Annotated in this window: 28 protein-coding genes; 14 read left to right on the forward strand and 14 right to left on the reverse strand. The window is 43.8% G+C overall.

Features of this window, described 5'->3' with window-relative positions:
- The first annotated feature begins 258 nt into the window (after positions 1 to 258).
- On the forward strand, positions 259 to 1,221 hold the full coding sequence (gene hpsE / locus F6K52_RS07345) for a hormogonium polysaccharide biosynthesis glycosyltransferase HpsE (RefSeq protein WP_293075876.1): 963 nt from the start codon (positions 259 to 261) through the stop codon (positions 1,219 to 1,221).
- 237 nt (positions 1,222 to 1,458) lie between these two features.
- Here the strand turns inward: hpsE and F6K52_RS07350 are convergent, their stop codons facing one another.
- The gene (locus F6K52_RS07350; RefSeq protein ID WP_293075878.1) at positions 1,459 to 1,806 is read right to left on the reverse strand and encodes a hypothetical protein; all 348 of its coding nucleotides are present in this window, start codon (positions 1,804 to 1,806) and stop codon (positions 1,459 to 1,461) included.
- A gap of 210 nt (positions 1,807 to 2,016) precedes the next feature.
- Here F6K52_RS07350 and F6K52_RS07355 point away from each other — a divergent pair, with 210 nt between their 5' ends.
- From F6K52_RS07355 to F6K52_RS07365, 3 genes are all read left to right on the forward strand, one after another.
- Positions 2,017 to 3,372, forward strand: a complete 1,356-nt coding sequence (locus tag F6K52_RS07355; protein WP_293075880.1) for a DUF3370 domain-containing protein — start codon at positions 2,017 to 2,019, stop codon at positions 3,370 to 3,372.
- A gap of 404 nt (positions 3,373 to 3,776) precedes the next feature.
- Positions 3,777 to 5,216 carry a transposase gene (locus tag F6K52_RS07360; RefSeq protein ID WP_293075882.1) on the forward strand — a complete coding sequence of 480 codons (1,440 nt, stop codon included), beginning with the start codon at positions 3,777 to 3,779 and terminating at the stop codon, positions 5,214 to 5,216.
- Between the two features lie 193 nt (positions 5,217 to 5,409).
- Positions 5,410 to 5,832: a response regulator transcription factor gene (locus tag F6K52_RS07365; RefSeq protein ID WP_293075884.1), complete on the forward strand. Its 423-nt coding sequence runs from the start codon at positions 5,410 to 5,412 to the stop codon at positions 5,830 to 5,832.
- A 136-nt stretch (positions 5,833 to 5,968) separates the two neighbouring features.
- Here F6K52_RS07365 and F6K52_RS07370 read toward each other — a convergent pair whose 3' ends face one another.
- Positions 5,969 to 6,139, reverse strand: a complete 171-nt coding sequence (locus F6K52_RS07370; protein WP_165691818.1) for a hypothetical protein — start codon at positions 6,137 to 6,139, stop codon at positions 5,969 to 5,971.
- A gap of 314 nt (positions 6,140 to 6,453) precedes the next feature.
- On the opposite strand from F6K52_RS07370, the gene F6K52_RS07375 reads away from it, so the two are divergent.
- Positions 6,454 to 7,017, forward strand: coding sequence for a DUF2854 domain-containing protein (locus tag F6K52_RS07375; protein ID WP_293075886.1), 564 nt, complete (start codon positions 6,454 to 6,456; stop codon positions 7,015 to 7,017).
- Between the two features lie 147 nt (positions 7,018 to 7,164).
- On the opposite strand, the gene F6K52_RS07380 is transcribed toward F6K52_RS07375, so the two are convergent.
- Positions 7,165 to 7,416: a chlororespiratory reduction protein 7 gene (locus F6K52_RS07380; protein WP_044495296.1), complete on the reverse strand. Its 252-nt coding sequence runs from the start codon at positions 7,414 to 7,416 to the stop codon at positions 7,165 to 7,167.
- 124 nt (positions 7,417 to 7,540) lie between these two features.
- On the opposite strand from F6K52_RS07380, the gene F6K52_RS07385 reads away from it, so the two are divergent.
- The gene (locus F6K52_RS07385) at positions 7,541 to 8,980 is read left to right on the forward strand and encodes a YdiU family protein (protein ID WP_364416505.1); all 1,440 of its coding nucleotides are present in this window, start codon (positions 7,541 to 7,543) and stop codon (positions 8,978 to 8,980) included.
- A 67-nt stretch (positions 8,981 to 9,047) separates the two neighbouring features.
- Here F6K52_RS07385 and F6K52_RS07390 read toward each other — a convergent pair whose 3' ends face one another.
- Positions 9,048 to 9,578, reverse strand: coding sequence for a Fis family transcriptional regulator (locus tag F6K52_RS07390; RefSeq protein WP_293075890.1), 531 nt, complete (start codon positions 9,576 to 9,578; stop codon positions 9,048 to 9,050).
- Between the two features lie 205 nt (positions 9,579 to 9,783).
- Positions 9,784 to 10,437 (reverse strand): sigma-70 family RNA polymerase sigma factor, encoded by a 654-nt coding sequence (locus tag F6K52_RS07395; protein WP_293075944.1) that lies wholly within the window; start codon positions 10,435 to 10,437, stop codon positions 9,784 to 9,786.
- A gap of 180 nt (positions 10,438 to 10,617) precedes the next feature.
- Here F6K52_RS07395 and F6K52_RS07400 point away from each other — a divergent pair, with 180 nt between their 5' ends.
- On the forward strand, positions 10,618 to 11,343 hold the full coding sequence (locus F6K52_RS07400; protein WP_293075892.1) for a L,D-transpeptidase: 726 nt from the start codon (positions 10,618 to 10,620) through the stop codon (positions 11,341 to 11,343).
- A gap of 63 nt (positions 11,344 to 11,406) precedes the next feature.
- Here F6K52_RS07400 and F6K52_RS07405 read toward each other — a convergent pair whose 3' ends face one another.
- Complete coding sequence (locus tag F6K52_RS07405; RefSeq protein WP_293075894.1) at positions 11,407 to 11,976, reverse strand: late competence development ComFB family protein; 570 nt, start codon at positions 11,974 to 11,976, stop codon at positions 11,407 to 11,409.
- 880 nt (positions 11,977 to 12,856) lie between these two features.
- On the reverse strand, positions 12,857 to 13,801 hold the full coding sequence (locus F6K52_RS07410; protein WP_293075896.1) for a M23 family metallopeptidase: 945 nt from the start codon (positions 13,799 to 13,801) through the stop codon (positions 12,857 to 12,859).
- Positions 13,802 to 14,090: 289 nt separating this feature from the next.
- Here F6K52_RS07410 and F6K52_RS07415 point away from each other — a divergent pair, with 289 nt between their 5' ends.
- The gene (locus F6K52_RS07415) at positions 14,091 to 15,074 is read left to right on the forward strand and encodes a hypothetical protein (protein ID WP_293075898.1); all 984 of its coding nucleotides are present in this window, start codon (positions 14,091 to 14,093) and stop codon (positions 15,072 to 15,074) included.
- Positions 15,075 to 15,398: 324 nt separating this feature from the next.
- Here F6K52_RS07415 and F6K52_RS07420 read toward each other — a convergent pair whose 3' ends face one another.
- A complete protein-coding gene (locus F6K52_RS07420) occupies positions 15,399 to 15,620 on the reverse strand; it encodes an RNA-binding protein hfq (protein ID WP_293075900.1) in 222 nt (73 codons plus the stop codon).
- A 201-nt stretch (positions 15,621 to 15,821) separates the two neighbouring features.
- Between F6K52_RS07420 and dapF the strand changes: the two genes are divergently transcribed.
- Positions 15,822 to 16,658, forward strand: coding sequence for a diaminopimelate epimerase (gene dapF, locus F6K52_RS07425; protein WP_293075902.1), 837 nt, complete (start codon positions 15,822 to 15,824; stop codon positions 16,656 to 16,658).
- Between the two features lie 37 nt (positions 16,659 to 16,695).
- Here dapF and murF read toward each other — a convergent pair whose 3' ends face one another.
- Positions 16,696 to 18,066 (reverse strand): UDP-N-acetylmuramoyl-tripeptide--D-alanyl-D-alanine ligase, encoded by a 1,371-nt coding sequence (gene murF, locus F6K52_RS07430; protein ID WP_293075904.1) that lies wholly within the window; start codon positions 18,064 to 18,066, stop codon positions 16,696 to 16,698.
- A 332-nt stretch (positions 18,067 to 18,398) separates the two neighbouring features.
- On the opposite strand from murF, the gene F6K52_RS07435 reads away from it, so the two are divergent.
- Positions 18,399 to 19,685 (forward strand): hypothetical protein, encoded by a 1,287-nt coding sequence (locus tag F6K52_RS07435; RefSeq protein WP_293075905.1) that lies wholly within the window; start codon positions 18,399 to 18,401, stop codon positions 19,683 to 19,685.
- A gap of 110 nt (positions 19,686 to 19,795) precedes the next feature.
- Here the strand turns inward: F6K52_RS07435 and pth are convergent, their stop codons facing one another.
- Together pth and F6K52_RS07445 are read right to left on the reverse strand one after the other, a co-directional pair.
- The gene (gene pth, locus F6K52_RS07440; protein WP_293075906.1) at positions 19,796 to 20,440 is read right to left on the reverse strand and encodes an aminoacyl-tRNA hydrolase; all 645 of its coding nucleotides are present in this window, start codon (positions 20,438 to 20,440) and stop codon (positions 19,796 to 19,798) included.
- Between the two features lie 211 nt (positions 20,441 to 20,651).
- Entirely contained in the window at positions 20,652 to 20,876 is a 225-nt protein-coding gene (locus F6K52_RS07445; protein WP_070391159.1) for a DUF2811 domain-containing protein, read from the reverse strand.
- Between the two features lie 450 nt (positions 20,877 to 21,326).
- On the opposite strand from F6K52_RS07445, the gene F6K52_RS07450 reads away from it, so the two are divergent.
- Positions 21,327 to 21,479 carry a hypothetical protein gene (locus F6K52_RS07450; RefSeq protein ID WP_293075907.1) on the forward strand — a complete coding sequence of 51 codons (153 nt, stop codon included), beginning with the start codon at positions 21,327 to 21,329 and terminating at the stop codon, positions 21,477 to 21,479.
- 98 nt (positions 21,480 to 21,577) lie between these two features.
- Here F6K52_RS07450 and F6K52_RS07455 read toward each other — a convergent pair whose 3' ends face one another.
- Positions 21,578 to 23,101, reverse strand: coding sequence for a cryptochrome/photolyase family protein (locus F6K52_RS07455; protein WP_293075908.1), 1,524 nt, complete (start codon positions 23,099 to 23,101; stop codon positions 21,578 to 21,580).
- 460 nt (positions 23,102 to 23,561) lie between these two features.
- Here F6K52_RS07455 and F6K52_RS07460 point away from each other — a divergent pair, with 460 nt between their 5' ends.
- A complete protein-coding gene (locus F6K52_RS07460; RefSeq protein ID WP_293075910.1) occupies positions 23,562 to 23,729 on the forward strand; it encodes a hypothetical protein in 168 nt (55 codons plus the stop codon).
- Here F6K52_RS07460 and F6K52_RS07465 read toward each other — a convergent pair.
- Both F6K52_RS07465 and F6K52_RS07470 read right to left on the reverse strand, forming a co-directional pair.
- Positions 23,680 to 25,026 carry a serine/threonine-protein kinase gene (locus F6K52_RS07465; RefSeq protein ID WP_293075912.1) on the reverse strand — a complete coding sequence of 449 codons (1,347 nt, stop codon included), beginning with the start codon at positions 25,024 to 25,026 and terminating at the stop codon, positions 23,680 to 23,682. The two genes, F6K52_RS07460 and F6K52_RS07465, sit on opposite strands and share 50 nt — an antisense overlap.
- A gap of 276 nt (positions 25,027 to 25,302) precedes the next feature.
- Entirely contained in the window at positions 25,303 to 25,539 is a 237-nt protein-coding gene (locus tag F6K52_RS07470) for a hypothetical protein (protein ID WP_293075914.1), read from the reverse strand.
- 67 nt (positions 25,540 to 25,606) lie between these two features.
- Here F6K52_RS07470 and F6K52_RS07475 point away from each other — a divergent pair, with 67 nt between their 5' ends.
- Both F6K52_RS07475 and F6K52_RS07480 read left to right on the forward strand, forming a co-directional pair.
- Positions 25,607 to 25,741, forward strand: coding sequence for a hypothetical protein (locus F6K52_RS07475; protein ID WP_293075916.1), 135 nt, complete (start codon positions 25,607 to 25,609; stop codon positions 25,739 to 25,741).
- 26 nt (positions 25,742 to 25,767) lie between these two features.
- On the forward strand, positions 25,768 to 25,950 hold the full coding sequence (locus tag F6K52_RS07480; RefSeq protein WP_293075918.1) for a hypothetical protein: 183 nt from the start codon (positions 25,768 to 25,770) through the stop codon (positions 25,948 to 25,950).
- Position 25,951: the final 1 nt, after the last annotated feature.

The following is a 25,951-nucleotide window of genomic DNA, read 5'->3' on the forward strand; positions in this document are numbered from 1 at the left end:
TTCTAATATCCTAGCGTTTACAAACGGAGATGATGTTGTTTACTTTCATAGCGACGGAGACATATTCGTGTACTCTGACGACGAGGACAGAGAATTTTTTGTTGACGCCTAGTGGATAAGCTTACCGTTTAAAGTATCGGTAAAATTTCCTAAAACAATAACAATTTCTACCCTCAGAGAGAGATAATTTTGTTCAACACTTGGGAATATTCACAATAATAATTAGTTAGGGTCATTTTTCTACACTGGAAAAAAAATATGGTTATTGAGTTAACTGTTGCCATCCCAACATACAACGGTCAGAAGCGTCTACCAGAAGTCTTAGATCGACTGCGAGACTGTTGCCAGCAAGACCAACTGAACTGGGAAGTTATTGTTATTGACAACAACAGCACTGACGGGACTGCTAAGCTTGTTGAGGCTTATCAAGCCAATTGGCCAACGCAATATCCCTTGAGGTATTGTTTTGAACCTAAACAAGGGGCAGCTTATGCCAGATGCCGTGCCATTCAGGAAGCTACAGGTGAACTAGTGGGCTTCCTAGACGATGACACGATTCCATCAATGTCTTGGATAGCTGCTGCTTATGCCTTTGGCAAATCTCACCCTACTTCTGGTGCTTATGGTAGTCAAATCCATGGTGTTTTTGAAGTCACTCCTCCAGCAAATTTTGATAAACTTGCGCCTTTTTTAGCAATCACTGAACGTGGTTGTGAGCCATTACTTTATGAACCTCACAAAAAATTACTACCACCTTCAGCTGGGTTGGTTGTGCGAAAACAAGCTTGGTTAGAGAGTATGCCCTCTCGGCCTATTTTGACTGGGCGAACTAAGAGCAGTATGTTAACTGGGGAAGATTTAGAGATGCTGTCTCGTATCCAAGCTAAGGGCTGGGAAATATGGTACAATCCTGCTATGGAAATTGAGCACAAAATCCCTAGCTGGCGTCTGAGACGTGAGTATTTAATTCCGTTTTTCCGTGGGATTGGTTTAAGTCGTCATGTGACCAGGATGTTGAGTGTAAAACCTTGGCTAAGACCGTTTGCAACTCTGGCTTACATGACTAACGATTTGCGCAAAATTACCTTTCATTGGCTCAAGCACGGTGGTTCTATCCAGTCGGATTTAATTGCAGCTTGCCAAATGGAGTTGTTTATGAGTAGTCTATGGAGTCCTTTTTATCTCCGTAAACATGGGTATTTTGCTGAGTATGATAACTAGTTTAAATAACTAGTTATTTGAACTAGTTTAAAAGGTTTAACAGGGGGAATAAACTGGGAGAGGGAAGTCATAAATTTGTCATAAATTGATCATAAATTGTGATATTGTAACGCAAATAGGCAACACCTAAAAATGCGATTGGCCGTAGGCCACGCGGGGCGCGTTTGACCGTAGGCCACGCGGGGCGCGTTTGCGTGTTGCTGCTCATGTGGGATTTTCTTGAAATACTCACGTCCCTCACGCGGATCGTCTACTTCTGACCAGCTTTGATAACTGATCTGAGTAGCGAGGGTGGAGCAACCCCAGTACCTCCTGTTTTTTGTAAGTGAGAGTCAAAGCATCCATAATCCCTTCCAGCCATCCTTGCCGATTTCTAAACAGCCAACGCTGTAGTTCTTTTAGGGGCATGCCAGCCACCGCTTCAGTGGGCAAAGCAGTTAGAATTTCGAGAGGGACAATAAAACCAAGAGACACTTCCCCATAGGTAACCATAGGTAATTCAGTTCCTGACTGCCAGCGTGTGCGATCAGAACGTGCCTTGGTAGAAAGTTGGGCAAGGGAAACTTGATGGTAAAGAAAAGTCATAGTTATCGATTCAATGTTTTCCCATGCCATACTGGAAAATTCCAGCTGGCATCACTAAAACTCAGAATTCCCAGCTAGCCAACACCTGTAACTAAACACCTGTAACTAACAGAGTTTCTGAATTTAGCAGATGGCACCTTTATCAAAATCTTGGCCTGTTCACGTTTTTGTGGTTTAACCAATTTTGGTTTAACTAAAACCCCATTATCCATGCTGCCATTTTTACTAAATTTCACCCTGGCTCAAGCCACCCCAGCACCAACACCTCAAGTAGAAATCGTGCAACTCCAAGAAATACGCCCTCTACCAGGACAACTAGATAATGTACCCGTATTTAACAGCAACAGTCCCGAACTAGTACAGACTGAAGGAATTTTACTGTCCACATTTCCCCCTTCTGACAAATCCAATCCAGGGGCTCACCTAAACTTTCCATTTCAGGGGCGCTTTGATATCTTTGCCCACCATGTTGCCAAAGCACCCACCCTAGATGATTTGCGCACCCTCTATCTGGGGATTATCCTCCATAATCCGGGCAAAGAACCAGTAACAGTAGATATTATTGAGGCAGCTAGTTACCTGAGTCAGCCTGATGCACCATTTATCGAATTACCCTCCCAAGTAGATAATTCTTCCGGTAGAGTTTACGCTGGGCCTGGTAGCCGAGTCATGAGTGATATCCTCCGTGGAGGTAGGCAAGACGGATTTCCTGCCCAATTGGTGATTCAGGCTCAGCAAAGCCGCATGTTGCTGAATCTCCCAATTCCAGTGCGAACCTTGACACCACCGATTAATGGTCGCTCAACTTTGATGCGGTTATACAGTGATGGAAAGGTATATGCCGCTAGTCTTGCCCAGTATGCACCTATAGATAGTGATGGCAATGAACGCTCTCCTACTATAGCTCAATGGCAGGATTTATTAGAGCAAGGAGAGTTAGCTGGACCACGCGATCGCGCCCCGACTGATCCGATGGCTACTACTGGTTCAATTATCTACGGTCGAGTGGCAGGAGTAGCCCGAGGCTCTAGATGGCAAGCTCAGTTAGTGGATAATCCTACTGCTCAATCTCTAACTATTCCGCAACCGGGAAAAGCTTTTTCCTACGGACTGAGTACCCTCCATCACGGCAGATTAGGTACTGGTCAAATTCAGAGTGCGCCGATGTTAGTCCGTTATCCAGATACCGCCTATTTTGCCCATGGTAACTATGGGGTGCAATACAGCCTGACCTTGCCACTGATTAATCCCACCAGGGATACTCAAACGGTCACCCTGGCTCTTGAGACACCAATTAAACAAGATCAAATCCAGGGAGGATTAAGGTTTTTAAAGGCACCAGCTAAGCAAATATTCTTCCGGGGGACAGTGCAATTGAGCTATAAGGATGATGAAGGTTTACCTCGGACGCGCTATGTGCATTTGGTACAACGGCGTGGAGAGCAGGGGGATACCCTAGTGAGGTTGCAGATGCCACCCCTTGAGCAACGGCTGGTGCAAGTGGATTTTCTCTATCCACCAGACTCGACACCCCCCCAAGTTTTAACTGTTCGGACACACGATTAATAATAAAAATCTGTCCATGTGCCCATCTGCCCATCTGCCCATCTCTAGATTTCCCGGTGCCTGGGTCTGACATTTTGATTATGGGTATTAAACCTAAATTGATATGATAGGGGGGTGGGAGGGTCGATAGTATGTCAGATCAGGTTCTACCAAAAAAACCGGGAACGTGAGAGCTCCTCTGTTTTAAGGAGGGTTAGAAGTTACCGCAAGAATAGGGCAGTCTTTATAGTCGGCAGGCTATGAGTTAAAGGGTAATGGTTATTGTTCTAAGACTGCCCTAATAAACAGGTTTCGTCTCCGGGATGAAACGGACGCGGCGGGATTTATCCCGTTGTGTCCATAAACAAGGATACTTTTTATTTTTAAATATGTCATAATATCTATAAGGAGGTGATAGCAGCATCATGTATAAAACTATTCCAATAAAAGCGACATTTACAGATGAAGATAATCTCTTTTGGTTGTTCCAGTGCCAACAAGCTAATAATCTATGGAATTGTGCTGTCTATCACGCCAAACAAAAGCATTATAATTGGCTAGAACAGCAATCAGATGCTTTTACAACTTACTGGAAGGGAGACGACCTTAGATACGGCTGGAAGACCTATAAATGCGGTACAAAATACCCTGAACTGTGCAGAGACCTCAAGGACAATCCTCATTACAAAGCTATGGCAGCTCAGTCTGCGCAGCAAACTCTTAAATCTGTAGCGGAGTCAATCAGTAGTTATAACCAGTTAGTCGGGCTTTACTATAAAGGGCAAGTGGATAGGCCGAGACTTTTGAGGTATCGCCAGAAAGGTGGTCTAGCTGCTGTAACATTTCCACGACAAGCTCTTACCTATAAAAACGGTTTATTTTACCCATCTGTTAGCAAAGAGAGTAAACCAGAACTGCTCACAGAAATAGTTCTAGAACTTCCAGAGTTTGTAGATCCAGACTGGGTTAAAGAGGTTACTGTTCGCCCATACTTGGGTCAATTGTGGATTGACTGGGTAATTGATGATGGTAAGCAACCCGTTGAACATAACCCCAGCTTAGATTATTCCCAAGCATGGAGTTTTGATCATGGTGGTGATAATTGGTTAACTGGTGTTTCGACCCACGGGAAAAGCTTGATCATTGATGGTCGCAGACTCAAATCAATGAATCAGGGTTACGCTCGGTTAGTTGCTAAGTACAAAGCCGGTAAACCGGAATTTTACTGGGACAGCAACCTGGATCGTGTCCAGAGGAAACGCAATAATCAGATGCGGGATGCAATCAATAAAGCCGCTAGGTTTATAATTAACCGGTGTCTTCATGATTGTGTTGGAAACCTGATCATTGGCTGGAACGAGCGCCAAAAAGACTCCTCAAATATGGGCAAACGGGGGAATCAGAACTTTGTAGTCATTCCCACCAAAAGATTGATTGAACGACTAAAACAGCTTTGTCCCGAGTACGGAATTAGACTGACAGTCACCGAAGAAGCGTACACAAGCAAAGCGTCTTACCTTGACGACGACAGCCTCCCAAGACATGGTGAAAAACCCCAAGGATGGACACCGTCGGGAAAAAGGGTGCGACGCGGGTTGTATAAATCTTCCAAAGGTCATCTAATTAACGCAGACTGCAATGGCGCGAGTAATATCGCCAAAAAAGTAGCCACACAGTTAGGTCTTGATCTAACCAAGGTGAGTAGGGGAGCATTGACACTCCCGCACCGGTACGACATTTTCAAATCTCTGAATAAATCATACCGGATGAGAAGTGTTCGCGTTCGCGTAGCGTCGGCGAAAGCCGAAAGCGTCGCCTGTGGCCGTAGGCCACGCTGCGCGAACGGCGATAGCAGCACGGTTTAAACCTGCTGCGTAACAACCTCATAGAATCCCCCGTGTTTCAACCGGGGGAGATGTCAAGTATCAATGTAAATTGATATTGTAGTCAATGTAATAATTTCATGAAATGATGAGTTGATTATTTCGATAGGTAGATAAAATGTTACAATCTAACTTACTAGACTGAATAAAGTCAAACAATGATTAGTTTCTTCCTATGTTGTCCTGTCAGCATCCTGCCTTGCGAGTTCTTGTAGTTGACGACCATGAATTAACTCGATATAGCCTTCAGTTAGCATTTTCTGCTCAGGAGAATATTGAGATAGTTGCTCTTGCTAGTAACGGGAAAGAAGCCATTGATATGGTAGAGTGCCATCGCCCCGATGTGATTGTACTTGATCTGCAAATGCCGATGATGGATGGTCTCAGTGCAGCCACCCGGATCAAAAGCCTAGAGCCAGAGACTAAAATCATTGCCTACTCTTCAGTAGAAGACCCCCAAATTGAGGTGATGAGCCAAACTGCTCCCGTTGATATCTTCTGTAGGAAAGATGTTGCCACCTCAGATCTAATTAATTTAGTTAGGGAAATGGGGAGGGATAAAGTTAACCGTCTACAACCACTAGCTAAAATCAGCTGAGAAAGGAAAACTAAAATAAGGCGCTGCTAAACTAAGGAATTATGCAATTATAGTCAGCTGATTTCCTAATTATCCATTGCCTTCAGTTATTCCATTAATCAGCAACGCCAATTTTTTTAGGCATCAGTTAGCCTTTCTATTCGGGGAAAGTACGCTTAAATTCATCGATTAGGTCATCGAGTTCTTCCAGAGCCTGATTAACATCAATTCTGAGGGTTCCCAAATCGGGTTGCTCCAGAAGCCGTAACAAGGATTCCCGTTTACTCGTGATTAAGGTAATTCGCTCCTTAATTTTTTCCAACTCCATATTTTGGCTGTCTCTTATCTACAATAATTTTATGATAACGATCAGATTTTATCATAAAAAGGGGGAATAAGGTATTTAAGAGAAAGACTTGGTGCATTGATTACTTCATTCTGACTTGCCTGAAGTCGGGAATATCGCTTAAGTAAGTAATCACAGTATTGGGTTCACGTAATGATGGGAAGATGGGGGATAGGGCAGATAGGAGTGGAGGAATTTTCCTTTAACCCATATATTGGTCATTTTGTCAACTTTTATGACTTGAGCACCACTCTAGGATAATAAAACTGGAGTTATTTCTGTTACATAGCTAAATAATGTTACCCCGAACTTCCCTAGGAACTGTAGGTCTAGTCATTGGTGGATTACTGACCGTAATCGGCTTTGTTGCCTACGCTACCGATAATGCCACCCTCAATCTAGTGGGATTCTTTTACGGAATTCCGATTCTACTAGGAGGTCTTGCCCTCAAAGCTGCCGAGTTAAAGCCTGTGGAATTAAGCAAACCAACAATTCCTGAAGTCCTGACGCTGCGAGAGCAAAGCGCCACCCCAATCCAAAACCAGATTCGCAAAGACGTAATGCGATATCGCTATGGTCAAGAAGCCCATCTAGATAGTTCCTTGGAAAGCCTTGGTTTATCTCCTACTGATGAAGAAAGACCTGTGTTGATGGGGTTACGAGAAACGTCGGTGGATGGTGCTTATGCCTTAATTCTCGAATTTGATTCCCCACTAATTCCTTTTGAGACTTGGCTCAAAAAGCAGGAAAAACTGGAAAAATTCTTTGGACCTGGTATTAAAGTAGATTTAACCGAACTTGAAGAAGACCAGGTGGATGTAACACTAGTGGCAATACCCGAAGAAAGCACCAGCGTGTAAAGACCTTACCTTTAAAGCTCCCCGCTGTTACCTAGACGGGGATTCTCAGTTTAAACAGTCGGTCATATACCGCCCCGTGACGCTGAGCGCCGAGTTCTTGCCTAGACATCGGCGCTCAGCTTTGCTGTTCTGTTGTCGGTATAGTTTTTAGAGGCGGACTACATACCATTGTAAATACTCTCCAGGTCCTACATCTAATTCACAGCTGGTCTCCATCAAATACTGTCCTTGCTCCTCTAAAGAGGTCAAATGCTGCAAATCCCTTGGCAAATCATCCTGACGATTTGCCAAGATTGCCATTAACTTTGACTTTAACTCCATTGGAGTCAGAATCACCTCTGGCTGATTAGTTTCGAGAACTACATACCCATCTTCCTGGAACATTATAGAATTAGGCATATCTTAGATAAAATCTGCTTTCTTCCTTCGTTTATAATCTTAGGTTGTTTGTGATTCTTTGGGTCTTCGCGGTGACTAAAAAAACTATTCCTTTGTCAACCTATTCCCTAAGAGCTAAGAAGCCCTGATCGATATGTTCCTATCTCTCAACTACGAGCCAGCCTTAGAATCCCTGGGATATGACTATTTTGACGAAGTAGCAGCAGCAGAATTTCCTAGGCATATCCTGCGGTTTCGTAACGACCAATTGCTACGCCGTATTGGATTAAATCCCCAAGACACTAACGACCAAGACTTTATCGAAGCTTTCGGTAAATTTCAGGGAGTTCGACCCTTTTTAGCCCTGCGCTACCATGGCTATCAGTTTGGTGAATATAACCCTAGACTAGGGGATGGCAGAGGTTTTCTCTATGGTCAAGTAAGAGGTATCGATGGGGAACTTTACGACTTCGGTACCAAAGGCTCTGGCACCACACCTTATTCCCGAACTGCTGATGGTAGACTGACCCTCAAAGGAGGGGTGCGGGAAGTCCTTGCAGCTGAAGCGTTGCACAATCTTGGAGTTTTGACCTCCCGTTGTCTGAGCCTGATTGAAACTGGTGAGCAACTGTGGCGAGGTGATGAACCTTCTCCAACTCGCTCATCAGTGATAGTACGTTTTAGCCGTTCCCATATCCGGTTTGGTACCTTTGAGCGACTGCATTACTTTAAGCGTCCGGATTTAATCAAAAAGCTATTAGACCATGTGATTGAGCAGTACTACCCAAGCATCATCCCCCTCAGGGAGGATAAGAAACAGGAGCAGTATGCTCAGTTTTACGCTGAGTTGGTGGAACGAGTGGCTCGATTAGCAGCCCAGTGGATGGCAGCGGGTTTTTGTCACGCTGTCTTAAATACCGACAATATGTCGATTACTGGCGAAAGTTTTGATTATGGACCATATGCGTTTATCCCCACCTATGACCCTAAGTTTACCGCTGCTTACTTTGACTATTACAGGCGCTATAGTTACGGCAATCAACCTGGAATTTGTCAGTTAAATTTAGAAATGCTTCAGCAACCGTTAGGCATGGTAATGCCAACATCGGAGATGGAAGCAGCTTTAGCCGAGTTTGGGAAACATTATTACCGCAATTATCGGTACTTGATGCTCAATAAACTGGGGTTTGAACAGTTGCCAGAGTCGGAAGAGTCAGAGTTATTGAGGTTAACGATTCAGTTCCTGCAAGATACTCAGGTTGGTTATCACGCTTTCTTTGCTGAATTAGCCCAACAGTTTGATAAGAGTTGGCGAGATGATGTTAGTCAGATAATGAGCCGAGAATCTTTTTGGGAGTCAGATGCTCAGTATTCATCCCTAGCAGATTGGCGCAATTTATACCACCACCTTTTACAAAATTTATCAGTTGATCAGCTCAAGGATATGTCAGCACTTCTGCGAGATAAGAATCCGCAAACTGCTTTACTCAGACCTGTCATTGAAGCAGTTTGGGAGCCCATTACTCAGGAAGATAATTGGGAGCCATTTTATGAGTTGATCAGGAAACTACAAGGTAAACAATGAAAAAGCGCTCGCACTTAAATAGTGATTAGTTCCAAACTGAGGCAATAACCATTTATCTCAATTTAATTTAATTCAAATTAAGATTGTTGACATTTCCATTAACTTCTGGTGTTAACCCTGACGGTCTAGGAGATGACACTGGAGCTAATGGTATCTCTAGCAGCGGTCGATTCACAGCAATCCTGAGGGGTTCTTTTTGCTCCGCTATCTTTAGCTCTGGTGACGAGCCATTAGGCACAATCATCGAAACTGCACCGACAAACATGGCAGCAAGGGCAGCACCACCCCAAACAAATTTTCGGCGATTCCGGCGGCGGTCAATCTTTGAGAAAACTTGCTGTACCAGTTCTTGAGCTGGTTGCTCTGTTTGTGGGACGGGCATGGTTCGGAATGCCTGACGTAGCATCAGCAGTCGATTGTATAATCGTTTGGCCTCTGGGTCAGTTGCCAATAGCTGCTGCACTTCAGAGCGCTCTGCTGATGTTACTTCCCCATCAACGTAAGCACTGATTAATTGAAAGCGATTGCGTTTGAGGGAATCCATATCTTTGGCAGATTCCTGCCCATAAGTGTTATCAGGGTTAAATTTAGAGGTCATTTTCTCATCACTAACGAGTCATCGTAAACTCCCCACACTAGATCTCCCATATTTTTTATATTAAGGGAATAACCAATACAGGAAATCCTGCTAATAGATAAAGATCTGATCAAGCTTGTCTGGTTCAATCAGGAGCTTTAGATAAAGATATGATTAAGCAAGCCTTGTCAAAATTTGAGATATTATTAAGTAACTATACTGATGTTTAGGAATCTAGATAAGCTTGCAGGTGAGATTGCAATCTTGCTCTTGCTCTAGCAATTCTAGACTTAACGGTTCCGAGAGAAGCGCCAGTAATTTCGGCAATTTCTTCATAAGCCATACCTTCGATTTCCCTAAGGATAATGGTAGTACGGAACACTTCTGGCAACTCTGAGATTGCCTCGTGCAGTTGCTCATAAAACTCTCTGGTCGTCATATCTTCGTCTGGACCAGGCTCTGCTGAAGCAATTTCCCAATCCATATCGCCATCATCCATGTGACGTGGTGCATCCAGAGACAGGGGGTGGGCTACCCGCTTGCGTTTGCGTAGCTCATCATAGAACAGATTGGTGGCAATACGGCTTAACCAACCTTTGAACTTGACTGGTTCGTTAAGTCGTTTAATATTACGGTAAACCCTAATCCAGACCTCTTGGGCTAAATCGGATCGATCTTGCCAGTCTGGTGCTAAGTGATACAAAATCTTATCCACGTGGGACTGATACCGACGTAGTAGCTCAGCAAAGGCTGTGCGGTCAGGACTGATTCCTTCCTGACAGCGTAAAACCAAATCATAGTTAGAGAGTTTCTCAGGTTGCACCGGCAGTTGAGGAAGTGTTACCTCTGTTGACCAGGATAGAGAAATTGGTTGACTCATGATTGGAATAGCTTGTAAAACTTTCTTCCTCTCATTGACTCCCAACTTCTGCAATTGGTTCCCGCTCATCGAGCACTAGTCTATCTTACATTTTCACGCTCGTAGTGGACTGAGCCAGCAAACAGCCAATTAACTATTAACTATTAATTAATTATTCATTAACTATTAATTAAATTAATTATGGCCATCTCTCACTCAATTAACACTACCTTAATGGTCTTTTGCTTTGGGTCAGCAGGATTGTTAATCTCAGCTACACTACCACAGCTTAAGCTCAAGCAACTTACACCTGAGATTAGCCAGGTCTTGCCAGCAACCTCTCGGTTGACCATAGCACGACTCGGTAAAGATAAGACGTTGACAAAAACCTCTTCAGTATACCCAGAACTAGCACCGTTGTCATCCGAAAAGACAGCCTCAGATCTGGTAGAACCTCAGGTAACGCCAAAGAGACTGAAATCAAAAATTCCCAAGGTTTTACCAGTAAGCTCTTATCTGACTGACGCAATTGCTGCTATTACTTACCAGGTAGTTGTGGATTTGAGTGATACTACGGTCTACTTGTACTGGGGAGAACAATTGCTCCAGAGCCACCCAATTGCTATTGGTAAACCCGGTTGGGATACACCCACTGGCAGTTTCAAAATTATTCGCAAACAACCCAACCCTATTTGGAAAGAACCGATTACTGGTGAACTCATACCTCCTGGACCTGATAATCCTTTAGGAGAAAGGTGGATTGGTTTTTGGTCTGACGGACACCATCAAATCGGGCTTCATGGCACTGATGAAGAAGAGCTAATCGGCACAGCGGTTTCCCATGGCTGCTTACGGATGCTGAACCAGGATATTAAACAGTTGTATGAGCAGGTCAGTCTAGGAACACCAGTAATTGTGAGAAATTAAACATCTCAATTAAAAAATTGTACTTTAAAAATTTTTTTTTAACCATAACCTGTTAACACTGACTCAACGTAATCCATGTAATCCATTTGAGCGCTGAGGCTTGGGCTCAAAGCCTGGTGCACAGCCCTCTAACATGTTACTAATCTGTCCCATCAGATCTTTGCTGGTTGTTTTGCGGATTGCTTGGCGATCAGCGCCAAAATCAGGTCGCTCTAGGTATTTGGCTATGGCATCCTTGACTTGATGGTTAATTAAATCCATTAGGTCTTGCTTTGCTCTTTTACGCTGGTATTGAGCACCTTTTTCGGTAGTGGCATAGAGAGGGGGCAGTCTATTGAGGGCATAGGCAGCAATATCTCCTACCTCCAGAAAGCGATCGCTCTTGTCTTCTATTTTGGTAACTTGATCAATTGCTTCGCTTAATACCAACTCTTCCATGACATTGATAAACTGCTTGCGAGCAACTGTAACCACCTCACCAGATAGAAGCGCCCCCATCAGCTTGTCTAATGCCATATATTCTTCAATGGAGAGTTCCGAAGCTGTGTCACAAAGGCGACCGACCTCACTCTCCATCAGGGGAGTTAAGTAGCCATCTTTCAAGGCTTTTTCTACAATTTGCTCAATTCTCATGAGTAGATTTAATAGCTATTGATTTAATTGTCAAAATAATTAATAGTATAATCTAGGAATTTAGCTTCGTCTTGATCTGATTAAGCTGATACCGATGGGTGAATCTGGGGGATTTCGTGAAGCGGAGTCAGTGATTAGTGGGATTTGCTAGTAAAATCAAAAAAAGTAAGTTAGCCATAGGGCTTTATACCATGACTAACTACAAATACGAGGAATTTATGGAGTAGTGGTCAATAACCACCCTTGTCCTAAGACCAGGACAAGTGAACAGCTAACCCATAGGGAACCGGCAAGAGGAAAGAAAATTTTTCCCTCTTGCCGGTTCCCTTTTACCTTTAAGCTTTATCTATGATAATAAATGTGCTGGCTTAGTTATTGTATAGGTGATCCACTTAAGTGATGGGCTGGGTTGACACTCCCCGCCCTATAAGAGCGGGGATTCTTAGTTCATCGACATGCCTTGTCTTGATGCAGTCGCTCATGGGGGAAACCCCCAAGACCGCGCTGCATCGCTAAAATTAGTTATCCAGGAAAGGCAATATTTAAGCCCAATATCCGTTTAAAAACCAAATACCTAGCCTAATTTAACTAACCCCAGTGGGCTTATCTCCCTAAGCGTTGAGTTTTCTCAGTTTCCGTGTGCCCCACGGTACGTTTGTATTTCAATTTGCTATTTTACTGGTTTTCGGTATCCGTTAAGATCCATGCGTTTTGGCGAGGTTTTTCGCTCCTCGTGTACTAGTATCGCTTTACGTCGTTGTTTTTAAATTGGCAGTACCGACGAATCCTACCTGTACTAGGCTACATGTTTATTATAACATACTCTATTTAAAAGCCGTCCTAGAAGGACGGGGCTTGAGACCCAAAATTTTTGGTCAAGTCAATTCACACCTTGCCATCTCCAGGGTACCGGGTCAACTGACTGACCGTGAACATAGAGACCCCAATGTAGATGAGGACCAGTGGAAGCACCTGTAGAACCAATGGTACCAATGACCTGGCCAGCTTGAACAAAATCCCCCTCTTTAACTTTAATTTCGCTCAAGTGCAGCATGATACTGAGTACCCCTTGACCATGGTTAATCCCTATGGTGTTGCCATGAACCCGGAAACCTTCAGACTCTCGTCCCACTAGTGCTATCTGTCCTGCTGCTGGTGCTACTACTGGTGAACCGAAGCGACCGGCATAGTCAACACCACGATGGTAGTAGTTTTTAGCATAGACACCGTTGTAGTAGCGACGAACACCGAAAACACTGGAGACACGAGCATTGTTGGGTCTATAGAATTTACCATTCCAGAATTTTTCTGGGGTCAATAATTTTTTAAACTGGGCAACCCGATTTAATTCAAGCTGGGTTGCTGGGGCAGAGGCTTTGCCAGAGAGCCGGATGCGTTGGACAGGGAAAGACCGATTTTGAAGTGGTACAGCTATGTTGTTGACTTTACCATCACCAGCCACCCGCAAAACCAATTTTCCTGGTTTATCTAATGGGGTAGTGGGTACTAAAGCTCGATAACGATTTGTCCCTGCTGCAAAGGTGGGATAGGTCTTTTGACCCATAGAAACGGTCGGTGGTGAACCGACTGTTTCGGTTTGAATTACCACTGACAAAGTATCGCCTAACTGGGGATTGTCTGGTTGAACTTGTACCTGTAAAGCTTGCACTGGTTGGGACAGGGCTACAAAACCCGATGCCAGGGCTATTGCTGTCGTTGTAATCAGGCGTTTGGCAAGGTGCTTTGCACTCAGAAGTGGGGTGAGACTAGAAGGAGAATAGTGCTCTAGCCCTGATAGTGAGCCATGAGAGGATAGTGATTTCACTGACTTATACAAAGCGCGACTATAGATTTTTATTCTTTAGCTACTGGGGCATAGACTATCATTTAGCCCAGTGTGTTTCCAATTCCATCTAGTTTGCAGATGAACGGGAGCAAAGAAGATTGAGTCAGGTGTCATCATAAAAGGACATCTAAGTAAGGTCGATAGTCTATCACACTAACGGTTAGGCTAATTCGGTCGATGGATGCTCTATATCAATCAATACCAAACTATGAAATAGTTTTTTTTAAGGGTAACTCACGATTGCCAAACTAAGTCGAGGTTTAAATTAATGGACAGTTGGATCATCAAGCTCCATGACTTCATTGGTGAAATCCCATTCCTGGTGATTTCTTTAATTACAGCCGTAACATTTTGCTTTTGGTTAATTCCCTACACCACTGATTTGATGGTGAGCTGTGCAGCGGGTCTTGCTGGTGACTATTTAGGGCGCGAGCAACGCACCTTGGTGATTAACTCAAGTACCAACAATCCTGAGTTACTTTTAATGCTTGTCTCACTGGGATTAGCTAGGCTAGGAGGGATAGCTACCCCACTAGGCTCCAATTTTGCCAACATTTATCTTATGTTTATTGTTGCTCCATTATTTGTTTTAGTTAAGTGGTTTTTCAAGAGGGATTTTAATAAAATATTAAATTTACTTACTCTAATCAATCGTGAAAAGAAGTTGGTAATTTGGCATTCAAGCATGTCTTTAACTATGTTTGGATTTGCCAGTATAGCCTATTGGTGCCTAACGGGAGGCTTTCAGTTTAATTATTTATCAGAAGACATCCCATTAAGAACATGGCACTGGTTATTAATCGGAGTGTTTATCTGTATAATTGGGATTGGGATATTTGTGTATTTTGAAAATAACTTGAAAAAGAAGCGCCCAGGATTATTTGAAGATATCACTGAGGAAGATTTTGAGTCAAACTGGTGGAAGTTTTTTTTAGGGACTATATCCCTGACGGTATTATGTTATGTTTTAAATGCCTTATTCTTGGCCTATACTGAACTATATAGTTCAGTATTAAGTCAGTGGTTGGGCTCAGCAGTGTTTGTAGGTTTACATTATTTTATCGGTAGTCTGATCTCTTCTTTACCAGAAGCGAATGTGGCAATAAAAAACTATGAACGTCTAACTTCACCGGATCTCAATACAGCCCTAGCATCAGCAAGTCAATCGAATATGACTAATCTTGCCCTGGGATGCTTGGGCTGTATGATCGCAACTATATTGTTACTGACTGGACTCAGCTATAAGCTGTAAATCAAAAATAAAGTACAAAGTATGAATGAAGAAGGCAGAATTTAGAATGAAGAATGAAGAATGAAGAATGAAGAAGGCAGAATTTAGAATGAAGAATGAAGAATGAAGAATGAAGAATGAAGAATGAAGAATGAAGAATGAAGAATGAAGAATGAAGAATGAAGAATGAAGAATGAAGAAGGCAGAATTCTAAATTCTAAATTCTAAATTCTAAATTCTAAAAGGTTGAAGTTGTGGATCAAGTTTTTAGTTAAGCTTGATCCACCAATAAATCCATTTCAGTCTACCTACACCGAACGTTATCCGAGCAACAGCCTTGAAGCTTTAGCCTTGAGCTGCCTCTGGCGTTAGATAAGCGATCGCATGATAAGGGATCATGATGGTCTGCTGATCTCGAGTGATCAGACACAGGCAATTTGGATCTTGCCAGCACAACTTCCCGCTGAAGGAATCCCCGGTGAGAAGTTTTAGCTCTAGGAGTTGTTGGTCTTTGATATAGCCTTGAATTTGACTAATACTGGGCAAGCCGGTATCGAATTGGGCCATAATCACAAAAAATCGTGGGATGTGTGGGAACCCTACCAATCATAACCAATCATAATTTGCCAGGAGGGTTTTTGGCGTTTTCGGCAGCATAATTAGAACAAGTCTTTTAACCAGTGGGTAGCTAAATCGGCGAAAATTCGCGAAACTTAAACAAAAGGCTGCAAAAGAATTACCATAGCACCAGAGCCGATTAATAGGGAATTGACTATGGAGTTTACAAAGTACCATGGACTGGGGAATAACTTTATTCTGATTGATAATCGGGATGACCCGGAACCCAGAATAACCTCAGAGCAAGCGCTACAGCTATGCGATCGCAATTTTGGAATCGGTGCAGATGGTGTGATTTTTGCCCTGCCAGGACAAGAGGGTACTGACTATACGATGCGGATTTTCAACTCTGATGGTTCTGAACCAGAGATGTGTGGTAATGGGATTCGCTGTTTAGCAAAGTTTCTGGCTGATTTAGAGGGGGATGATCACAAAACCCACTATCGGATCCATACCCTGGCTGGGGTGATCATTCCTCAACTCAAGGGCGATGGTAAAGTCAGGGTGGATATGGGCATGCCCCAGCTTACTGCAGCTCAAATTCCCACTGTTTTGGCAGAGGCTGACCAAAAGGTAATCAATGCCCCGATCGAAATAGCCGACAAATTATGGGAGGTTACCTGTGTCAGTATGGGGAATCCTCACTGTATTACCTTTGTGGAGGATGCGGATGCCATACCTCTGGAAACCATTGGTCCACTGTTTGAGCATCACTCAGTTTTCCCCCAACGAACCAATACAGAATTTATCCAAGTAGTGCGTCCCGATTATATCAAGATGCGGGTTTGGGAGCGGGGTGCTGGGGCAACTATGGCCTGTGGGACGGGGGCTTGTGCTGTTGTGGTGGCTGGTGTATTAACTAACAACAGCGATCGCATTTGTACCGTGGAGCTTCCTGGTGGTTGTCTCGACATTGAATGGTCCGAAACCGACCAGCGAGTTTACATGACTGGGCCAGCTGAGCAAGTTTTCACCGGTAAACTATAGCAAATCTCGGCATAAGCCCAGATTTGTTGGGTTGAGATCAATCTTCGGAAAATCGTGCTTTAAACTGCTTGACTACCTGATCGAGACCAACGGAATGGGAGGCTTTAAACAATAGACGATCCCCAGGTTGGACAAACCCCAGTAGATGTTCGACTAGAGGATTAGAGTCATAAAAACACTCAACTGGCACGGAAGTAAGACCGGTTGCGATCGCTTCTGCTTCTGGCTCACTTTCATCCACCAAAATCCGCAAGCCATCTAGATTTAGTTGCTCAACCTTTTGACCCACTTGCTGATGAAGTTCACCGGATTTTGTGCCCAATTCCTTCATCGCCCCAAGTACTGCTATATGGCGTTGGCCAGGAGTCTGAGCCAGCATTTCTAGGGCAGCTACCATCGATTCAACTCCAGCATTGTAGGTTTCATCGAGAATCACTACATCGTTAGGTAACTCATAACGCTGGGCTCGACCTGCCGGTAGCTCAACCTTTAAACCATTCCTGAGGGTTTCCCAATCCACTCCCAATAATTTCCCAAGGGCTAGGGCTCCGAGATAGTTCAGGGCATTGTGGCGACCTGGGAGGGGGATAGGAAACTCCATGCCCTCTACTTTCAGGATTTCCGGTGCAATCAACTCTCCTTGGACATCACCACCCTCTAAACCATAGGTTATGGTTTGCCCTTGCCAAACCTGAGCTGCGGTATCAATTAGGCGTTGATTGTCGTGATTGAGAACCGCGACACCGTTGTTGGACATATGGGCTAATAACTCACATTTGGCTTTTGCGATCGCTTCCGTAGAACCCAACAGACCAATATGAGCTGTACCCACATTAGTAATAACACCCACCGTAGGGTTGGCGATGTCGGTCAATTCAGCAATCTGTCCTGAACCACGCATGGCCATCTCGATTACAGCATAGTCATGGTCTGGTGCCAACTCCAGCAAGGTTTTGGGTACACCAATTTCATTGTTGTAATTGGCCTGGGTTTTGAGTACAGTGCCTTTAGTAGACAAAACTGCTGCGATTAGCTCCTTAGTGGTAGTTTTGCCTACAGAACCAGTGACAGCAATCACCGGAATCTGAAACTGGTCACGCCACCACCGAGCAATTTGCTGGTAGGCTTTGAGAGTATTTTCTACATGAATCAGGGGCAATCCTTCGAGTTGGCTGACGTTAGTCGCCTCAGCAATGACCGCTAATGCCCCCTTCTCTACAGCCAGAGCGGCATAATCATGACCATCAAACTTTTCACCCCGCAGTGCTAAAAATAGTTGACCAGGCTCAAGGTGACGGGTATCTGTGGTAATGCCAGTGAATGACTTTTCCAGGATTTTTTCTGGAATGCCTACTGTCTTGGCGGCGAGAATGTCAACTAATTTTCCTACAAGAAGCCGACACACCATAACCTTATTTTTCTCCCAGTGTCCTAATTGTGCTGTTTTATCTAAACGCTCTATTTTTCCGGTAATTCAATAACTTTCACATTGTTTTTACTTAATTTTCACAATTTACACTCATTTGCACAATTAGGTAAAGAGTAGATGAAGATATACTAATAATATAATAGCTCACCTCAAGTTTAGGTGATCATTAGAATATATCTACCGCTGTAGATTAATTGTGATAGGCCAAACTCTCTTTGTGTTAGCTAAGCCATTTAAAGTTGAATTTTCATCTTTTCAAGCCAACCACCATTGATGAGCCCTAGCTTTAGCACCTAGGAGAGCTACCTAAAGTGACCACCTGGAGAGACTCTAAAGAATCGGAAATTCGACATATTAGCTTGCAAGAGCAGCAAGTCTACAATCACTTACTCCAGTGGGTAAGGGTAGAATCACCAAAGCAATCAGTTGAACGCTTCCAAAGGCTCTTCCTGGATGGAGTAGGATACGAAGATTTTGACATCTGGTTGGCCTTGGAAAAGATAGTAATGGATAAGCGGGCTCCGACAGAGTTCCGATTTGTGATCAATCGCTGCTGCCATATTTTGATCAATCACTGGCATCTGAAACCACACACCAGAAGAGCAGTCCAAGAATTGGTCGCTTTGTTTGATCATGTGCCGCCTGCTTTGAGGGTTCACTCTCGGGCTCCTAGACGCCTGCGGGAACTAATGCAGCTGTTCAAAAGAACAGAGCAATATCTAACCTTGCAACGTCTGTCTATAGTAATGAATGATACACCTCAATACTCTAATGGTTCTAAGCGAGTGGCAAACTTGATTCAGCGGTATCCTTACTTATATGAACATTGCTTACTCAGTGAAGACAGCTCTCAGGAATATCAGCAAACTGTCCGGCAAGTTCAAGCTAGGGTTCAACGGCGCTTTGAGTGTGATTTATCCAAGTACGTAACCTATCAGGTGCGATGCGCCAATGTCATGCGAAATCGCTCGATCACGACTCCAAAACGAATTATTCAACCAGTGTCAAATCCGACATTGCTGACCGAACGGGAGTTGGCCAGTGCTCTCAAGCAGTTTGTTGGCAAAGTGCAAGGGTCTTACACTTACCGAGATTTTGCTCGTAGCTTCCATACCCACAGTCGGCACACAGTCTATTTCAAAGACTTCAAGGACGATTTATATGAATATTTGATTGCCTCGATTGACCAAGCCTATGGGAAGCAACAGTTTAACGAGCGATTGTATACTCATTTGCAAAACACCTTGCCTGAATGGGATTACCAAAGGCCCAATGAATTTATGGTGGTGCGCACCTGTAGTCAATTGTTAAACTTTTTGGTGGTGGAAAGTCCTAAGCGCCCCAATCACTATACGTTTGTTGATTTGATTACCAATCTAGGAACCACCATTACCACTGGACTATTGCTAAAAATAGTATTGATCTGCCGTAAAGTCAAGCCCTATTTAGAAAAGCGATTTTCGATTTTGTTTAACCACTACGAGTCCGAAACTAGAAACAGCGTACCCTGGTTAGTCCCGTCTCTGGAAAACTTGAATATTGCCTTGAGTGTACACTTTGGCTCAGCTGATATCTCCTGCCTTAATCAGATTATGTGAGTTATAGCGTAGCGCTATAACTAGAGCTTGTAACTATAGCTTGTAACTATAGCCTTGATCATACCTATGAGGTACACAGGATTTTTTCCGACTCCCGACTTCCTTACTGCCTACTCCCCACTTCCTGTTCCCTTTGCTACAGTTGCTAGATTCCGATTATTGTAGAGACTCATTGCTTTTTCCACACCTTGCTTAAGAGACAGTTCAATCGCCTCAACGGCTAGTTGGACTACTTCAGACATTAACTCAGCTTCCTGGGGTGAAAATTTTCCTAGGACGTGGGAGATCGTGTTTGGCTTCTGACTGGATTTACCGATGCCAATCCGCAGGCGAGGGAAGTTTTGGGTACCGAGATGGGCAATAGCGGATTTCATCCCATTGTGTCCTCCCGCTGAACCGGAAAGGCGCATACGCAAACGCCCTACTGGTAAGTCCATATCATCATAAATGATCAGGACTGACTCAGGTGTTAGCTTGTACCAATCAGTCACCGCCCGAATTGCTTGTCCAGAGCGATTCATGTATGTAAGAGGCTTAAGCAAGCTTAGCTTATTTCCTTTTAGTCCAATTCCTTGACCAAACCATCCCTGAAAGCGGCGATGTTCGCTCCCTGAAATCTGTAATCGACGTGCGATCGCATCTACCACTTCAAAACCGATATTATGTCGGGTGTTATCGTATTTGGGTTCCGGATTACCTAAACCCACAATCAGTTGAGGAATTATAATCTGTCCGGTTTTTTCGATAGTGCTCATACTCAAAAATCGTTTCGGTAATGGGTAATGGGTAATGGGTTACCCATTACCTACGGTTTATGATCTCGATGTTTCCGGACATCATAACAGGGGAGTGGGGAATAGGGGGAAGCCGTGCAAGCATGGGTGCTGAACTTGACACGTCATACTTTACATGTTATATTTCACACGTTATATATAACACGTTATACCTTTCCCCATCCCGGATTAATTAAGCAGGATATTGAAATAAGGATTCCAGATAGACACGAGCACAAGCGCGATAACTCTGGGACGTTTCTGGGGTCTTACCAATACCATTTTGGAGCAAAAACAGAGAAAGTGCTGCTGCGAAGACCCGGTCTTGGTCCCAGCTAGGATGGGTTTCTAGGTAGCGCTTGAGAGACTCATGCAGGTCTTCGGGGATTTCTGCCAGGATACTTACTGTTGCGTTCATAATCACCTCTTCATATAAAGGTTTTTTTGGAAAAAGCCACCTGATTTCAAGCACTTCAGATAACTGCCTTGGCTACAAGAAAGCCAAGACAAGCCAGCACCGAAGCACTGAATTTTGATGCCACCCTTGCTTTAGTTAAGAACTATCCCCAAATCGGGTAGGGTAGTCCGTGCTAACCCCTGCTGGTGGGCGTAGGTTAGTTTAGAGCAAATTTTTTTATAGGTTGGTCGCACCATTTTCATCTGAAATGGGGTGGGTTTGTCAATGCTGCGAAATATTACAACTCTTGTTGAAATTCCGAAATGTATACGAAATAATCAGGGTTTGAGGCGCTTTTTTGTTACATAACTTTACATAAACTGCGGCCTTAACTGCTGCGTAATACTAAGTCGGGAAAATCCCCAGTAAAACTGGAATACCTAATGCCACCGTTGAGGCTTGTGGAAAACTATGGGAAAACTGTGGAAAAGCTTGAAGCTCTGTGTGGAAACAGTGGGGAATCTGTGGGGGAAAGTTGGGACAAACGATAAGAATTCTTACAGTTTCGTTGGCGGTGGAAAACTGGTGACCATAGATGGGGTAATTATAGATTTAAACCCCTAATTAATTATCCAAGTCTGATTAACAAACTCTTGAGTTGACTCCTCAAGGAAAAAACAAGGAAAAAAAATCTAACCACTGACTAATTGCTTCTAACCTAATTATGTGGTATAGTCAGGTAGATTGTCTCTACGCCACCTAAAAGTTTCTTCACGAATTTGTTGTATGTCTTGATCAGAGATTTTGTCCAAGTGAGACAACACTAAACTCATGCGGCCTTGAGCCTTGAGTTGGTCACGGTGGCGGCAAAGAAAATCCCAGTAGAAGAAATTAAAGGGGCAGGCTCCGGGCCCAGTGCGTTTCCGAGGATTGTAAGCACAACTGCTGCAGTAGTCGCTCATTTTATTGATGTAATTAGCTGATGCAGCGTAAGGTTTGGATGCTAGGATGCCGCCATCGGCAAACTGACCCATGCCAATCACATTGGTTTGCATCACCCAATCATAGGCATCGATAAAGGCTCCATGAAACCATTCTTCGATCCCTTGAGGGGAAACTCCAACAATTAGGGCAAAATTGCTCAACACCATCAGTCGCTGAATGTGATGGGCATAACCGGTGCGTTCAAGCTGACTCAAAATTTGGCGTAAACAGTTCATATCTGTTTTCTCGGCATGCCAGTAAAAGTCAGGTAGGGGCTGGGTGTGGTTGAACCAATTGCTTTGGGAGTAGTCAGGGTTCATATAGATATAAATGCCGTGCATATATTCTCGCCAACCCAGCACTTGACGAATAAATCCTTCTGTGCTGCTTAAGTCAAGTTGGTTTTGGTGATAAGCGTTCTCCACTGCTTTAATTACTTCCTTTGGTTGGAGTAAGCCGATATTGAGGTAAGGGGAAATTAGGGAGTGCCACATGGTATCTTCGTTGGTAACCATGGCATCTTGATAGGGACCAAAATTGGGTAGGCGATGGTGAAGGAAAAAGTCTAATACTTGAAGAGCTTGATGGCGATTGACCGCCCAACGGAATGGTTCGGTTTTTCCGTAGGTGGGAAAATTTTGACCATTAACCGAGTTGATCACTTCTTGGGTGATTGAGTCGGGTTCAAACCAAAGGGCGTCTGGTGGATTTAGATTACGTTTTGGGGGTTTACGATTTTGTTTATCGAAATTCCATTTGCCACCAATTGGCTGATTTCCTGCCATCAAACTATTAAATCGCTTACGCCCGACCCGATAAAAGTTTTCCATTATTAGACGTTTTTGAGATTTCGCCCAGGTTTTAAAATCAGACTCACTCCACAGAAAATGATTGTTGGGAATAAAGGTAATTTGGCAATTTAGTTTTAGGTTGCCAATTATTTCTGCAAAGGGTCGGTCATTGGGCGTCATTACCCGTAGTTCGGTAATCGTATTTTTGGTGACCCAGGCTTGGAGAGGCGTTTCAAAGTTGTCCGCTGTTTCATAGCTGACTGGCCAACCTTGCTGGCGTAATTCCTCAGCAAAGTGGCGCATGGCTGACCAAATGAATACCAGTTTTTGGCGGTGGTAGCGTCTTTGTTGGACGTAGCTTAGGGATTCAATCAGAATTACTGGCGTATTTTGATGGTTTTGTTGACAACTTTTTAGGGCTGATTGTTCATTCCAAAGTTGATCCCCTAGTACCCAAATCCCGATAGTCATTCTGGCTAATGCTTTTTACTTTATTGAGATCATATATAGCAATTCTACAACTTGTGAGGTAAAAATTTCTGGTTTTTAGGGAGCAGGGAGCAGGGAGCAGGGAGCAGGGAATCGGGAACAGGGAATCGGGAATCGGGAATCGGGAATCGGGAACATAAAAAAAGAATTAATTAGATTAAAAATAAACCCTTATTAAGGTGTATTTATGGATATATTAATCAGAGATGAATCAAATTTTTATTCTCTAAATTTAGATGCTTATTTAGCAGCAATAATAATTATTTTTTAGAGTTTTTTGAAAATTAATCAAATAATAGTTATAGCAATTATGTTTTCCATGAGTTACTAAGGGATCCCCCTAAATCCCCCTTAAAAAAGGGGGACTTTGAGGTGGCTAACTGTACCTCGTACATGCAATAAACGCTATATTATAGAGCAATTATCTAGCGTTTTCATAATAATGAGGTACACAGTATGGTTTCTCGATTCCCGATTCCCGATTCCCGATTCCCGATTCCCGATTCCCGATTCCCGATTCCCTAACACCCAGACCGAATTACAAACCGCTATAAAAACTGCTAAATACTACATATCTCAAGGCGAGAGAAGAGAGATACGCCACCCATAAAAAAGGCAAAGTATGCCCAACCGGAAAAGAATCCGACATAGCTGACTGGTAGATGCCCTTGGGGAGCATTGAGGGTGAAGGGCAGCTCAACGTAATCTAGCCACTTTTCGTTGGTGTGCCATCCGAGTTGATCGCCAAAGCGACAGTAAGTTTCATACTCATAATCGGCACCAGGAGTTACCTGCACACTCTCGGTCACTAAGCTCTGCCAGATTTGTTTCTGTACACTAAAGCCAAAGCGCCCATTGCTGTACTTTAGCCAGAGGCTGTTGAGAGTATAGAGGTCTGTACAAGGAAAGGTGTTGATATCTGGGATGTCAAGCCAGCCTTCTTGTTCTCGTCCTGTGGCTTTGAGCATAACAGCGAGAGTTTCTTGATCTGCCTCTTGCCACTTTCTATGCATTAGTAAATCCCGTAATGGGCGGTAATCTACTCCTACATCAGAACTAAGGTCATCAACTTCACTCAAACAGATGAAATAATCCTCTTCAGTCAAGGGCTGTAACCATTCCTGCACTGACTGAGGACGGTCTTTTGGCTCTAAGGCCATGCCTTGGAGAATTACTTGATTTAAGCGATCGCTAATACTAGGAAGCAGTTGGTTTGGTGGCACCAGCTCTTCACCGTCATACTTGCGGTAAATTGACTCGGTAGGATTTAGACCGGTTACGGCATAGTACATCGAAGCCGCTAGAGAGTACACATCCACCGTGGCGTGACGACTGCCTTGGTAGTATAGCTCGTAGGGTCGAAATGGTTTATTGTCGATATGGCTCGACACATTACTATCTCGGAGTATATCCCCAGGAATGCCAAAGTCAATCAATACCGGTTGGCCAGTGTTACTGACTACAATATTATGAGGGCTGATATCTAAATGCACTAGCCCTACTCCATGGATTAGATTCAAGGCTGACCCAATTTGAGTGATGTACTCTACTGCATCAGTTTCAGGTAATGGTCCTGTGCGTTGTACCAACTGCCACAAACTTTCCCCGGGAATAAAATCCATTACGAGGCAGTAGGTATCTCCTTCTTGAAACAAGTCTCTGACCGGCACCAGGGAATCCAGGTCAGCAGACAATTGAGCAAGCAGTTGTCCGTGCTTGATAAATTCTTGGCCATAGTTGGGGTAGTCTGGAGCCAATCTCAGGCTTTCGTGTGGTGTTTTAATTACAACATCTTGATTGAGTAACTGATGGACTGCTTTGTAGGTAATTCCAAACGCTCCACGTCCAAGAATTTTCTCGATCTTGTATTTACCACCATGTAACAGCTGTTGCTCTGACCAGACCATATAGATTAGTTGTTAGTTATTTCTTATTCGTGTTTAGTTTTAGTAGATTTGCCCTGGCTCCTAGGGGGATTATCAACTAGTTTAAGACACCCTCAATTCAAATAATATTGATAATACAATTACTTCCATAGCATTATTTACATGCTATTAAATCTGATAATTAATTTTTTGAGGATTAATTTTCAGTACTCATATACTTTAGTATAGTTCTTTCAGGTTTGCCATCCTCTGGAGCATCAGGTGTTAGTCGTTAATTACTCTGTTAAGAGAAAAAAGCTAGCTATAGGGAATCGGGAGTAGGGAACAGGGAACAGGGAACAGGCAAGAGGCAAGAGGCAAGAGGCAAGAGGCAAGAGGCAAGAGGCAAGAGGCAAGAGGCAAGAGGCAAGAGGCAAGAGGCAAGAGGCAAGAGGCAAGAGGCAAGAGGCAAGAGGGAAAAAATCCTGTGTACCTGATTAGGTTAGAAAGCACTATACCGCACCTGTAGAACTGGCATCTTGGTGGAACTGGCATCTTGGTGGAACTGGCATCTTGGTAGAACTGGCATCTTGCCAGTTATCAATATTTTCGAGCGGGCAGGATGCCCACTCTACTCCTATTAATTAGTGGAACTGGCATCTTGGTGGAACTGGCATCTTGGTGGAACTGGCATCTTGCCAGTTATCAATATTTTCGAGCGGGCAGGATGCCCACTCTACTCCTATTCATTAGTTAATTCAGCAACGCCAAAGCTACTGACAAATGCGTTCCACTAGCGTGGCCTACCGCCAATCGCGTTTATCTCAAGTCCAGAGAATTCTCCCCGACTCCCGACTCCCGACTCCCGACTCCCGACTCCCGATTCCCGATTCCCGATTCCCGATTCCCGATTCCCCACTCCCGATTCCCGACTCCCGACCCATCTGTCCAACCCTTCGCCAGTAAG

This window comes from Moorena sp. SIO3H5 (assembly GCF_010692395.1).
Taxonomy (GTDB): domain Bacteria; phylum Cyanobacteriota; class Cyanobacteriia; order Cyanobacteriales; family Coleofasciculaceae; genus Moorena.